14 protein-coding genes are annotated in these 11,819 nt (G+C 68.7%); 7 read left to right on the forward strand and 7 right to left on the reverse strand.

The genetic code is table 11. The features are described from left to right. The 6 genes from VD972_RS22505 to VD972_RS22530 all read left to right on the forward strand — a co-directional run. Positions 1-341, forward strand: a 341-nt coding sequence (locus tag VD972_RS22505; protein ID WP_324990237.1) for an ABC transporter permease subunit, incomplete at its 5' end; no start/stop codon positions are given. A gap of 114 nt (positions 342-455) precedes the next feature. Then, the gene (locus VD972_RS22510; protein ID WP_324990238.1) at positions 456-914 is read left to right on the forward strand and encodes a response regulator; all 459 of its coding nucleotides are present in this window, start codon (positions 456-458) and stop codon (positions 912-914) included. 65 nt (positions 915-979) lie between these two features. Then, the gene (locus VD972_RS22515; protein ID WP_324990240.1) at positions 980-1,525 is read left to right on the forward strand and encodes a YqgE/AlgH family protein; all 546 of its coding nucleotides are present in this window, start codon (positions 980-982) and stop codon (positions 1,523-1,525) included. Beyond that, positions 1,525-1,782 (forward strand): BolA family protein, encoded by a 258-nt coding sequence (locus VD972_RS22520; RefSeq protein WP_324990242.1) that lies wholly within the window; start codon positions 1,525-1,527, stop codon positions 1,780-1,782. Before VD972_RS22515 ends, VD972_RS22520 begins: the two co-directional genes overlap by 1 nt. Positions 1,783-1,799: 17 nt before the next feature. Further along, positions 1,800-2,123 carry a Grx4 family monothiol glutaredoxin gene (grxD, locus tag VD972_RS22525; protein WP_324990244.1) on the forward strand — a complete coding sequence of 108 codons (324 nt, stop codon included), beginning with the start codon at positions 1,800-1,802 and terminating at the stop codon, positions 2,121-2,123. A 178-nt stretch (positions 2,124-2,301) separates the two neighbouring features. Then, on the forward strand, positions 2,302-3,654 hold the full coding sequence (locus VD972_RS22530) for a DUF2914 domain-containing protein (protein WP_324990246.1): 1,353 nt from the start codon (positions 2,302-2,304) through the stop codon (positions 3,652-3,654). A 21-nt stretch (positions 3,655-3,675) separates the two neighbouring features. On the opposite strand, the gene VD972_RS22535 is transcribed toward VD972_RS22530, so the two are convergent. Together VD972_RS22535 and VD972_RS22540 are read right to left on the reverse strand one after the other, a co-directional pair. Beyond that, a complete protein-coding gene (locus VD972_RS22535) occupies positions 3,676-4,959 on the reverse strand; it encodes a patatin-like phospholipase family protein (protein WP_324990248.1) in 1,284 nt (427 codons plus the stop codon). A gap of 95 nt (positions 4,960-5,054) precedes the next feature. After that, the gene (locus VD972_RS22540) at positions 5,055-5,714 is read right to left on the reverse strand and encodes an SRPBCC family protein (RefSeq protein ID WP_324990250.1); all 660 of its coding nucleotides are present in this window, start codon (positions 5,712-5,714) and stop codon (positions 5,055-5,057) included. Positions 5,715-5,957: 243 nt separating this feature from the next. Between VD972_RS22540 and VD972_RS22545 the strand changes: the two genes are divergently transcribed. Beyond that, positions 5,958-7,184 carry a c-type cytochrome gene (locus VD972_RS22545; protein ID WP_324990252.1) on the forward strand — a complete coding sequence of 409 codons (1,227 nt, stop codon included), beginning with the start codon at positions 5,958-5,960 and terminating at the stop codon, positions 7,182-7,184. A gap of 52 nt (positions 7,185-7,236) precedes the next feature. On the opposite strand, the gene VD972_RS22550 is transcribed toward VD972_RS22545, so the two are convergent. From VD972_RS22550 to VD972_RS22570, 5 genes are all read right to left on the reverse strand, one after another. Beyond that, the gene (locus tag VD972_RS22550; protein ID WP_324990254.1) at positions 7,237-8,343 is read right to left on the reverse strand and encodes an NAD(P)/FAD-dependent oxidoreductase; all 1,107 of its coding nucleotides are present in this window, start codon (positions 8,341-8,343) and stop codon (positions 7,237-7,239) included. Beyond that, complete coding sequence (locus VD972_RS22555; RefSeq protein ID WP_324990256.1) at positions 8,340-8,789, reverse strand: isoprenylcysteine carboxyl methyltransferase family protein; 450 nt, start codon at positions 8,787-8,789, stop codon at positions 8,340-8,342. Before VD972_RS22555 ends, VD972_RS22550 begins: the two co-directional genes overlap by 4 nt. Before the next feature lie 142 nt (positions 8,790-8,931). Continuing rightward, positions 8,932-10,449, reverse strand: coding sequence for an aminopeptidase P family protein (locus VD972_RS22560; protein ID WP_324990258.1), 1,518 nt, complete (start codon positions 10,447-10,449; stop codon positions 8,932-8,934). 44 nt (positions 10,450-10,493) lie between these two features. Then, positions 10,494-11,249 (reverse strand): 16S rRNA (uracil(1498)-N(3))-methyltransferase, encoded by a 756-nt coding sequence (locus VD972_RS22565; protein ID WP_324990260.1) that lies wholly within the window; start codon positions 11,247-11,249, stop codon positions 10,494-10,496. Between the two features lie 18 nt (positions 11,250-11,267). Further along, a partial coding sequence (locus VD972_RS22570; RefSeq protein ID WP_324990261.1) for a hypothetical protein occupies positions 11,268-11,819 on the reverse strand: 552 nt, incomplete at its 5' end.

Genomic DNA, 11,819 nt, shown 5'->3' on the forward strand with positions numbered 1-11,819 from the left:
CGCTGGAGGGCCAGGAGTTCGTGGCCGCCTCACGCGCGCTCGGAGGCAGCGGGCTGCACCTGCTCCGCGTCCACCTGTGGCCCGCGCTGCGCCCCTTCGTCCTCGCCGTGTTCCTCAGCCGCCTGCCCGCCGCCATCCTCGCCGAGTCCACCGTGAGCTTCTTCGGCATCGCCCGCATGGAGCCCATGTCGCTCGGCCGCTACCTGGGCACCAGCTATGTCGCGCTCATCTACGAGGGTGGTACCCGCGTCGTCATTCCCGCTTGGATGCTCCTGGTGCTGCTCGTGCTTGGCGCCTCGCTTGCCTCCCAGGCGCTCGCCCCCCGCACGCGCCAGGCGTGACCCTTCGTTCAAGCCCCTGGGACACCTCGGCTTTCCAGGCATGGGCGGAGGAATTCCCTCCGTGCGCGGGAGCGTTCCCTCAACGCACACCTCTCTTGCCCTCTCGAGCCAGCCATGTCCCTCCCGACCGATGATCTCTCCATTGCCCCGGGTGCCACGCAGGCAAGCCCCGAGCGGCGCAACGATGACTTGAAGGTCGAGCTGGTGCGCGGCTCGGTGCTCGTCGTCGAGGACGATCCCTCCAGCCGCGAGCTCCTGGTGGAGCTGCTCACCCAGTGGGGCTACGAGCCCATGCCCGTGGGCAGCGCCGAAGAGGCCGAGTTCGCCGTGCGCAACAAGCGCATGGACGCCGCCATCGTGGACGTCTTCCTGCCGGGCCGCAGCGGTGTCACCCTCATGTCCCGCCTGCGCGAGCGCTTCCCCCAGGCCATCCTCATCGGCGTGAGCGCCATGAGCGACGCGGCCATGGCGCGCAAGTGCAAGGGGCTCGGAGCGGACCTCTTCATCGGCAAGCCGGTGATGCCGGAGAAGCTGGCCCAGGCGCTTCAGTCCAAGCACACCAGCTGGCACTGAGACTTCTTCACAGAGGAGCCACAAGACCGGTTGCACGCTCTTCCGGGACGTTCAATGCTCGGCGTGTGAAGACGCTCGCTCCCGGGTTGCTCCTGGCAATGCCCCAGCTCGGGGATCCCAACTTCCACCGCTCGGTCGTCCTGATGGTCGAGCACGGGGAAGGGGGCTCCATGGGGCTCGTCGTCAACCGAGGGGCCCCCCTGACGCTCGGCGAGCTGGCGCGGGGGCAGTCCATGAAGATCGCTCCCGAGCGCGACCTGCAGCCCGTCTTCATTGGCGGGCCCGTAGAGCCCCATCGCGGCTTCATCCTCCACGACAACGACTCCATTGAGGAGAAGCACCCCGTCCTCCCGGGCCTCTACCTGAGCGTCACGCTGGATGCCCTGGGGCCGCTGCTGGAGACTCCGGACATTCACATGCGCTTCTGTCTGGGCTATGCCGGTTGGGGGCCCAAGCAGCTGGAGCAGGAGATGTCCGTGGGCTCTTGGCTGTTCTCCGAGGCGACGGCCCAGGCCATCCTCGAGGGCAACCCCTCCGAGCTGTGGGGCGAGACCTTGAGGGGGATGGGCGTCGACCCGGCCATGCTCATGGTGGGAAAGGGGATGCACTGATGCTGGACCCGGAAAGCATTCGCGAACGCATTCTCGGGGCCCTGCCCGGCTCCGAGGTCCAGGTGCGGGACACCACGGGCACGGGGGACCACTTCGAGGCCTCCGTGGTCAGCCCGGCTTTTGCCGGCAAGCCCATGGTGCAGCAGCACAAGCTCGTCTATGCCGCTGTCCAGGACTGGCTGGGGACGGGCGAACTGCACGCCCTGGCGCTAAAAACCTATACGCCCGAGCAATCGAAGAAGCTCGGGCCTCGCTGAGAGAGGACCCGACGCACATGAACCCTGAACTCAAGTCTCGCTTCGACGAAGAGATCCGCTCCCACAAGATTGTCCTCTTCATGAAGGGCAACGCCCTGTTCCCGCAGTGCGGCTTCTCCGCCCGGGCGCTGCAGATCCTGCAGCCCCTCGGGGAGGTGCACACGGTGGACGTGCTGGCCGACCCCAACATCCGCCAGGGCATCAAGGACTACACCAACTGGCCCACCATCCCCCAGGTCTTCATCAACGGGGAGTTCGTGGGCGGCTCGGACATCCTCATGGAGCTGGCCGAGCGCGGCGAGCTGGCGGACCTCGTCGCCGGCAAGAAGGCCGAGGGCTGACGAGGGCGTACCATTGGCCACAGTGGCGTGCTGCGCGTTCACACATAGAATGCGCAGCCGCTACCGCGAGCGCACGGTGGCCCGGTGCGGATGAGCAACCCCCTGTTCCAGGCCTGGGTGGGGGGTGAACGCCGCGCCGAGTTCCTCTCGACCGTTCCATCAGGCTGCTGGGAATGCCGTGGCTACCGCAACACCGCCCACCCCTGGAGACACGACGGGTACTCCTGAGCCCACGTCGGCCACCCTGTCGGAAGGCTCCGCTGAAGGCTCCTCCAATGTGCTGGCCGCCGCGCCGGGTGTGAAGCCCGCAGATCCGGAGGACTCCACACCCACGGCGAAGACCGGCTCGGTGATGGAGCGAGTGCAGGAGTGGCGCCAGCGCAACGAGATGGTGGAGATCGCGGCGTTCTTCTTCATCGGCTTCGTCTACGACGTCGTCACGCTGAGCCGCATCGACGACACGCTCACGATGGTCCAGCAGTTCGTGTACCTGGGCGTGCTGGCCACGCTGATGCTGCTGGAGCAGCGCCATCCGGAGGGTGTGGAGCCACCGAAGGTGCTGTCCAAGGTCTGGCGCTGGCGCGAGGACGCCATCCACTTCTTCTTCGGCAGCCTGCTCAGCTCCTACACGCTGTTCTTCTTCAAGAGCGCCTCGGGGCTGACGGCGTTCGTGTTCCTGGTGACCATGTTCGGGCTGATGGTGGCCAACGAGCTGCCGTTCTTCCGCAAGCTCGGGCCGGTGATCCGCGTGGCGCTCTTCAGCCTGTGCGTCAGCATGTACCTGGCCTACGTGCTGCCCGTTATCATCGGCAAGGCGAACTTCTGGATCTTCCTGCTCGCGCAGGTGCTGGCGGGCGGCGCCGTCTACGGCGTCATGCGGGTGCTGCAGAAGTGGAACATCCTGGACTATGTCCAGGCCATCAAGCAGATCGCCATCCCGGGCTTCGGCGTGCAGGTGGTGTTGCTGTTCTTCTTCCTGGTGCGCGTGCTGCCGCCCGTGCCGCTGGCGGTGCAGTTCAGCGGCATCTACCACGGCGTGGAGAAGCGGGGCTCGGCGTACCACCTCTCGCATGAGCCGAAGTGGTGGAAGCCCTGGCAGAAGGGGGACCAGGACTTCGTCGCGCGCGCCGGGGACAAGGCGTACTACTTCTTCAGCATCTTCGCCCCCAAGGGCTTCGACTGGTACCGGGTGAACGTGCAGTGGTACTACGACCACCCGGACAAGGGGTGGACGCGGATGAGCACCGTGCCCCTCACCATCCGGAACAAGGGCATCGAGCGCGGCTACCGCAGCTTCGCGTACACCTCGAACCCCAAGCCGGGCGACTGGCGCGTCCAGGTGGAGACTGAGGACGGCCACGAGATCAGCCGCCTGTCCTTCACGGTGGAGCAGGACACTCGGACCGAGCCCCGGCAGTTCGAGCTCTTCGTCCACGATCCGGACAAGAAGCCGGACAAGCCGGGCGTCAAGGCGGCGGACAAGCCAGAGGCCGCGCCGCAAGACACGCCGCAGGCGCAGCAGAGCCCCTAGCGCCCAGGCGCCGCGTGAAGCTCAGGCGGCGCTGGCGGCCGAGGACGTCTTCATGAGGGCGGCCTCCGACACTGTCTGCGGTTCGTCCGACCAGAAGCGCTCCCACTGCGCCTGCATGGCTCGGGCGTCCCGCCGCCCCAGATCGATGAGGATGTCCGCGAAGCCCCCATCGAAGAGCAGGTAGGAGGCCATGTCCGCCTCGCGCGGGGCCTCGCGCTCCACCAGCCGCAGAATGGCGCGGTGGGCCAGCCCGTTGCTGCGGCGGCGGAAGTCAGGCGTCTTGACGTACTCGGCGGCCAGCTCGCCCAGCTCCCGCGAGGGCCTCACCAGCAGCTCGCGGATGTAGCGCACCGGCTGGCTGCGGTGCGGGTACAGCGCCGCGCTGAGCGTCTCCGCGAAGCCCGGCCCATATGCCGTCGTCCCGGCCTCGAGGATGGAGTTGAGCCGTCGCAGCCGGCCGAGATCCTGATCCGTGCGGTCCGTCATCAGCATGTTCAGCATCTTGCCCACGAGGAAGGGCGCGCTCGCGGAGACCTGCTCGCGCTCCTGCACGGTGGCGCCCGGCTCCTTCCGGGCGTCCGCGGCCGGCCGCATGGAGATGACGATGACGCGCTGAGCGCCCAGCCGCAGCGCGGGGCTGATCGGGACGTTGAGCCTCAGGCCGCCGTCCACATGGAGCTGACCGCGGACGCGGACCGCGGGGAAGACGACCGGGATCGCGGCCGAGGCCAGCGCGTGGTTGGGGCCGATGCGGGTGGCCACCGCGCGGTAGTCCGGATCGTCACTCCACCGAGGGATCGTTCCGTCACCCCGCTGGACGAAGACGGTGGCGCCGCCCGTGCCCACGTGCGTGGCGCTGATGGCGAGCGCGTCGAGGTGGCCCTTGCGCAGGTTCCGGCCGATCTGCAGCCAGGAGATGCCACGGCCCACCAGGGCTCGCAGCCCGCGCGGGTCCACCAGCCCGCCGTATTGGATGTCCCGGGTGGAGTCGGCGGTGGGCTTGCTGAGGGCCTCGCGGATGATGCGGAAGATGTCTCCGAAGCTGCACCGGAGCACCTCTTCCACCTTCATGCCGTGCCAGTGCGCGATGAGGCCCCGGGCCTGCTGCAGGGGCTCGTGGCTCGTCGCCGCCAGATAGCAGGCGTGGATGGCACCCACGGAGGTGCCCGCGAGGATGTCCAGCTTCAGTGCGCGGCCGAACTGAGGCTCGAACTCCTCGCGGAGATAGGAGAGGACGCCGGCCTCATAGGCCCCGCGCGCCGCGCCCCCTGCAAGCACCAGCCCCGTCTTCATACTGCTCGTCATGGCCGCCGTCCCTCTGGGACTGGAGTGTATGGCGGGTGCTGGCGTGATCGGGAGGGGGGGCCCCGGAGGTGGAGTCTCCAGGGACCCCAGTCAGATCACGGGGCGGGCGCGGTCGCGGTCCCAGCGGCGGGCTGTCCCTCCGTCGGAGCAGGGGCCGCGGCAGCCGCGGCAGCCGCCTCCGCTGCCGCCTTCTCCGCCACCGCCTTCTCTTCGGCCTGCTTCTTCGCCTCGGCCTCCGCCGCCGTCTTCATGGTGGCCAGCCCCGACTCGAAGTCCTTGCCGATCATCGAATCCATGTCCATGAAGAGCGAGAAGGCCTTGCCCATGAAGGTGTTCTGGCCTTCCATCTTCCAGGTCACCGTGACGCCGTCGCCCGTGGGCATGAAGGAGAAGGCGGTGGTGTTGTTGGCCTCCCAGGGCTCGAGGAACTCGAGCCGGATGCGGACGAGCTCGCTCGGCTTGCTCTCCTCGATGGTCATCCGGCCCTTGCCCACCTTGTCGTTGCCGGACCACTCGTACACGGAGTCCAGACCCGCGTTCGCCCCGGTGAAGGTGCGCGACTGGTTCGGGTCCAGCTTCTCCCAAGGGGACCACTGGCCCCAGCGGTGGAAGTCGTTCACCATCGCGAACGGGATGTCCGCCGGCGCCTGGATCGTCGCCGTGCGCTGCACGGTGAACGTGGACGGACGGGTGGAGATGACGCCGGCCAGCGCCGCGACGACGATGGCCAGGCCGATGAGGATCTTCTTGAGCATGGTGGTGGGCCCCTTGTGTGGCTCCTACCCGTGGAGCCGGGTAGGTCATATGGGAAGTGCCCGGTAGGGCTCAAGCGGGACCCAGGAGGTTGGCTGGCCGTGGGGCTCTGGAGAGACCGGCAGTGTCGCGGCAGGTGCCAGGGCGTCGAGGCCTCGCCGCGGTGCGGCAGAAAGTGACTCCCCAGGTGGGTTTCTCGTGCCGGCCGCTGGCTTGCGATACCGTTCACTCTTCGGTGAGTCCAAATGCTACGTAAGATTCTGATCGGTATGGGTGCGCTGGTAGGTGTGATCGTCCTGGGGGTGGCGGTCCTGGCAGTCTACGTCAACCACCAGGCTGGCAGGACGTATGACACGCCTCCCCCCAACATCCAGCGTGCGAGCTCACCCGAGGCGCTGGCTCGCGGGGAGATGATCTACCGCTCGGTCTGCGGGGAGTGCCACGCGGCGCTGGGACAGTCGCACGCGACGGGCACTCGGCTGCTGGACTTCCCCACGGCGCTGGGCTCCTTCTACTCGGCCAACATCACCTCGGACCCCGTGGGCGGTGTCGGCGACATGAAGGACGAGGAGATCGCGCGGATGATCGTCCATGCGATCAACCGTGAGGGGAAGGCCCGGTTCATGCCTGCGTTCTACGGGATGGCGGACGCGGACGTGGCGGCGGTGATTGGCTACATGCGCTCGGGCAGCCCCGACTTCGCGCCTCATGCCCAGAAGGCCCCGCCGACGGAGCTGACGTTCCCGGGCCGACTCGTCCAGGTGCTCGTCACTGGCATCAAGTCCGCGCCGCGGCCGCCCGTGAGCGCGCCGCCCAAGGGCCCCACGGCGGAGTATGGGGAGTACGCGGCAACGGCCCTGTTTGACTGCGTCTTCTGCCACACCGCCGGTTTCTCTCCGGGCGAGGAGAAGATGAAGGATCCAGATGCGTACGCCGGTGGCTTCGAGTTCGCCCTGGATCCGGCGAGTGGCGAGGGCTTCATCTACTCGACCAACATCACGCAGCATGAGACGCAGGGGATTGGCAGGTGGACCCTGGAGCAGTTCAAGCTGGCGCGCCGCGAGGGTGTCACCCCAGACCGCTACATCCTGCGCAAGCCGATGCCGCTCTACCGCCACGTCGATGATGTGGAGATCGAGGCGCTCTATACCTATCTGAAGCGCGTCAAGCCGGCCGAGTCGCCGAAGGTGGCCCACGTCGCGATACCCCGTCCCAAGGCGGACAGCGCGGTCTCCAGCCCCGAGCAGCTGTTCAGCTCGCTGGGCTGCCAGTACTGCCACGGCCCGAAGGGGCAGTTCCGCGAGATGCTGAAGAACTCCCTGGGCAAGCAACCCGAGGAGGTGGCGAAGTGGATCCGCAACCCGGAGAGCTTCAAGCCGGGCACGCAGATGCCGACCTTCGCGTCGCTGATCGACGAGAACCAGGCGATCGAGCTCGCCAGGTGGGTGCAGGCAAAGGGCGGCACTCCGTAGCCTGAGCGTCCATGGGGGCCCGGCGCGTACCTCCGTGCTGCCTACCGTCGTGTCAGCTCGTGACGAAGTTGACGAGCTTCTCGAAGAGGGAGGGGGCCCGGGCCAGCCCGCGGATGAGGCGGGTGCGCAGCGCCGGGTACCGGGCGATCGCCAGCATCAGCCTCACGGAGAGCGCGTAGCGCCGGTAGTGCCGTGCGACGGCGCGCTCGTAGGGGAGGAGAGACGCCCGAGAGGCCCCACGGGCGAGCACCTCGGGCAGCAGGTGGCCCAGTGCGCTCGCGCTGCGGAGCGCCAGTGTGAGCCCCTCGCCGGTGATGGCATCCACGTAGCCCGCGGCATCCCCCACCAGGACGAAGCGATCGAGGATTCGGCTCCGCACCTGGCGTAGGAAGGGCCCGGCTCCTCGCGCGCTCGAGTCCGGCGCCGCCCCGCCCAGCCGCTCCTGCAGGAGGGGAAAGCGTTGCAGCAGGGTGGAGAAGGAGATGGAGCCCTCCACCTTGCCGTGCTCCCACAGGAAGGCCACACCCACTCGCTCCGCTCCAGCGGGGGTGACGTAGGCCTCCAGTCCCGGGGCGAGGTGGATCTCCACGTATTGGGACCAGGGCGCGAGGCGGAAGTGCTGGCGCAGGCCGAAGCGCCGAGGACTCCGGGCCTTCACGGGCTGATCGAGCCCCTGGGCCTGGCGCAAGGGCGAGGCCAGGCCGTCCGCGGCCACCAGGAGGCGGGCCTCCAGCTCTTCTCCCGCCGCGGTGGTCAGCCGCACCTGCTCGGGCGTGCGGACCACCCTCGCCACGCCGCAGCGATCCTGGAGTGCGACGCCCGCCTCCCGCGCCGTGCGTGTCAGGGCCTCCGCCAGGGCTGTGCGGCGAATGGCGAGCCCCGGCGCGGGGGTGAAGCGTCCAGAGACCTCCGTCCCGTCCTCCTGGATGTAGCGAATCCCCAGCATGGGGGTGCAGTCCGCGGGGGTGAGGTACTGGCGGGCGCCCAGCGCTTCCAGCTCGCGCAGGCCCGGAGGCGTGAGTCCCTCTCCGCAGGCCTTGTCGGCCGGGAGCTCCTGGCGATCAAAGACGACGGTGGAGAAGCCGCGGCGGGCGGCGTGGATGGCCACGGCGAGCCCCGCGGGCCCTCCTCCCACGATGGCGACGTCGATCGTCCTCACGGTGGCGGCGGAGCCGGGCCCGGGCGGGAGGCGGTGGGGAGGAAGCGCGGCCTGTCGGAGAACGCGTGCTGGTACTCGGCGCCGAGCGCCTGCTCCTCGGCGCGGATGCGGACGTAGAGCAGCGCCGCGTTGCCCAGGGAGAAGAGGAGGGCCGTGAGGTAGCCGCCGTGGATGAGCGGCAGGCAGAGGAACTCCAGGATGACGGCCACGTAGTTGGGGTGGCGGATGTAGCGGTAGGGGCCGCCCGTCACCGGCGTGTCGCCTGGGACGAAGATGATGCGGGTGTTCCACCGCTCGCCGAGCGTGGAGATGGCCCAGTAGCGCAGGAGCTGGGAGGCGAGGGCACCGCCGAATGCGACGGAGCCGGGCCAGCCCGGGAAGGGCCGGTGCAGCGCGAGCGGCTCCACGGCGCAGGCCACCAGGAACGCCGTGTGGAACAGCACCATGACGCGGAAGTGGCCCTGGCCTACCTCCCGGCCACCCCGCGCGAGCGCCCTCCGCGCGTTGCGACGCGAGAGGACGAGCTCGTACAGACGCTCGGCACCGACCAGCCCCAGGAAGACGTAGTAGGCGGCGAGCGTATGTGCCTCACTTCCTGGCCTTGGCCCAGACGCGCTTCATCCAGGCCTCCACATCCTTCACCGTGCGGGGGATGGCGCCGGAGAGCACCTTGCAGCCGCGGGCGGTGACGACGACGTCGTCCTCGATGCGCACGCCGATGCCGCGGTAGCGCGCCGGCACCGTCAGGTCATCCGTCTGGAAGTAGAGGCCCGGCTCCACCGTGAGCACCATGCCGGCCTTGAGCTTGCCGTACTTGTACGCCTCCTGCCGCGCCTGGGCGCAGTCATGCACGTCCAGGCCCAGCATGTGGCTGACGTTGTGCAGCGAGTAGCGCTTGTAGAACTGGTGCTGGTCCTTCAGCGCCTCCTCGGCGTCAGGGAGGATGCCCAGGCGCTGCAGTCCGTGGGCGAGCACGCGCATGGCCACGCGGTTGGGCTCCATGAAGTCGTTGCCCGGCTTCACGGCCTGGAGGGCCTGCTCCTGCGCCTCGAGCACCAGCTCGTAGATCTCTCGCTGCTCCTTGGAGAACTTGCCGGAGACGGGGAGCGTTCGGGTGATGTCCGCGGTGTAGAGGCTGTTGCCTTCCACGCCCGCGTCCAGCAGCAGCAGCTCGCCCTTCTTCACCGGGCCGTCGTTGCGCGTCCAGTGGAGCACGCAGGCGTGCGCGCCGGCGGCGGCGATGGTGCCGTAGCCCACGTCATTGCCCTCGACACGGGCGCGCAGGTTGAAGATGCCCTCCACCTCGCGCTCGCTCTTGGCGGACTTGAGGCCGCGGATGACGTCCTCGAAGCCGCGCTGAGTGGAGTCGATGGCGGCCTGCAGCTCGCGCAGCTCCTGGGCGTCCTTGAGGAGCCGCAGCTCTGAGAGCGCCTGAGCGAGCAGCTTGTCGCGCTCGGCCTGGGCGGGCAGCACCTCGTCCACCTTGGGGGAGAAGCCGCGCAGCACTCGAGTGGGCCGGGACACGGCGCCGTGGAGGCCGCCGAGGTAGCCCGCCAGCTCGGGGAGCCCGCGTGCCTCGTCCACGGCGTAGCGGGCCTGGCTCTCCTTCACGCCGAGCCGCGGACCCACCCACAGCTCACCCTTCACGCGATCCGTGAAGAAGGTGGCGTCGCTGCGGCCTGGGTTGGGCTCGACGAAGAGGATGTCCGTGTGGCCACCGCCCTCCTTGGGTTGGAGCACGAGGACGCAGTCCGGCTCGGTGTTGCCGGTGAGGTAGTAGAAGTCCGTGCCTGGGCGGAAGCGGTAGTGGGTGTCGTTGGCTCGGACTTTTTCGTGGCCCGTGGGGATGACGAGCGTCTCGCCGGGGAAGAGCTTGGAGAGGGCCTGGCGGCGCGCGCGGAAGGAGTCCGCATGCTTGAGCTTGGGAGGGAGCTTCCGGTTGCCCGGCTTCCAGCGCTTCATCATGAAGTCGAGCAGCGCGGGCGGCGGCACGGTGTCGTGGCCGGCAGGCTTGGCCTGGGGCTCGGAGGTGACGGGCTGGGGGGCAGGCTGGGCAGCGGCCTCGGCGGCGGCGGTCTGGGCGGCGGCTTCGGACTGGGTCGTCATAGATGGGGGCAACTCTTATCAACCGCGAGTGTGGCTTCAAGCCCTCAACGGTCGGTTGGGGGGGAGATGTTCTCCCGGAGAAGGGCGACCTGCCCCAGGAGGACGGGCACGGCCGTCTCCACCCGGAGGATGCGTGGGCCGAGGGTGAAGGGGTGGAAGCCGTGGGCCTCGAGCAGCTGTGCCTCAAAGGGGACCCAGCCGCCATCCGGCCCGATGGCCAGCACCACCCGAGGCGCGGTGGCCACGCCCGTGGTGGCGAGCGGCTGGTGGGCGGGCGGGTGGGGGAGGAGCCGGAGCGGCTCCCGGCCGAAGAGCGCGTCCAGCTCGTCCTCCACGAATGGGCGGAAGCGCTCGCGCACGAGCACCTCTGGGGGGCACGTGTCGCGGGCCTGCTCGAGTCCCTGGAGGAGCAGCTCCTGGACGAAGGCGGGGGCGAGCACCTTGGAGTCGAAGTAGCTCTTCTCGACGCGGGCGGCGTTGACGAGCACCACGCGATCCACGCCGAGAGAGGCCACGGCGGGTAGCACTTTCTTGAGCGCCTTGGGGCGGGGGATGGCGAGCAGCAGATCCACTCCCGCGCGGGTGGGGGGCGGATCGGTGAGGGTGACTCGGAGGTGGAGGAGGCCCTCGGTGTTCTCCAGCACCTCACCCGTGCCGACGAGGCCCCCGAGCCTGCCCACGCGCAGCAGCTCTCCGGCCTCGGCACGCAGCACCTCCCGAGCGTGCTGAGCCCGGCGTCCCGTCAGGCGGGCGGTACCGTCGGGGAGGAAGTCCTCGTCGGAGAGCAGGAGCAGGTTCACACCAGGCTCTCGGGGCAATCAGTGAACTCTGCGCAGCGCCGCCGCGGCGTCATCGAAGACCTCGGCAAAGACGGGATCATCCGCGGGGCGACGGCTCTCCAGAAGCGGGATGTCCGCGGGGCGTCCCACCAATCCGAGCACGACTGCCGCAGGCAGGGCACTGCCCATGGAAGGAGACGCCACGAGGCTCTGAGCCACGGCCCGCAGCCTAACGCGTGCTTGCTCCGGCAGGGCCGGGATGAAGCGTTCCCGGTCTCCCAAGAGCAAGCTGAACAGGCGCTCGCAATAGTACGCAGCGTCGCCATCCTGGCGTTGCGCTTGCTCGCGCAGGGTGTCAGCCGTGGCAATGAACGCGGGCAAGATGGGCTCCAGCGTATCGGGAACATCCTCCTCGAGCACGACGAGGACTCGCGTTTTGTTCTCAATGGGAATCGACGGATTGCGAGCCCATGCATCCAAAGCTTCCGGAGACTTCTCCAACAAGACCAACAACCCATGGAGATCATTCGGTTCCGGTAGGGGGCGTGTCTCCAGGTTCCGCCGCACGACGGGGATCAGATCCGGGTGGCG

Source organism: Hyalangium sp., from assembly GCF_035629615.1.
GTDB lineage: Bacteria > Myxococcota > Myxococcia > Myxococcales > Myxococcaceae > Hyalangium.

Bases quoted from the DNA above. Each gene is read 5' to 3' on its own strand.
- VD972_RS22510 (WP_324990238.1), top strand. From the start codon at position 456: ATGTCCCTCCCGACCGATGATCTCTCCATTGCCCCGGGTGCCACGCAG.
- VD972_RS22560 (WP_324990258.1), bottom strand. From the start codon at position 10,449: ATGACGACCCAGTCCGAAGCCGCCGCCCAGACCGCCGCCGCCGAGGCC.
- VD972_RS22540 (WP_324990250.1), bottom strand. From the start codon at position 5,714: ATGCTCAAGAAGATCCTCATCGGCCTGGCCATCGTCGTCGCGGCGCTG.
- VD972_RS22545 (WP_324990252.1), top strand. From the start codon at position 5,958: ATGCTACGTAAGATTCTGATCGGTATGGGTGCGCTGGTAGGTGTGATC.
- VD972_RS22555 (WP_324990256.1), bottom strand. From the start codon at position 8,789: ATGGTGCTGTTCCACACGGCGTTCCTGGTGGCCTGCGCCGTGGAGCCG.
- grxD (WP_324990244.1), top strand. From the start codon at position 1,800: ATGAACCCTGAACTCAAGTCTCGCTTCGACGAAGAGATCCGCTCCCAC.
- VD972_RS22520 (WP_324990242.1), top strand. From the start codon at position 1,525: ATGCTGGACCCGGAAAGCATTCGCGAACGCATTCTCGGGGCCCTGCCC.
- VD972_RS22535 (WP_324990248.1), bottom strand. From the start codon at position 4,959: ATGACGAGCAGTATGAAGACGGGGCTGGTGCTTGCAGGGGGCGCGGCG.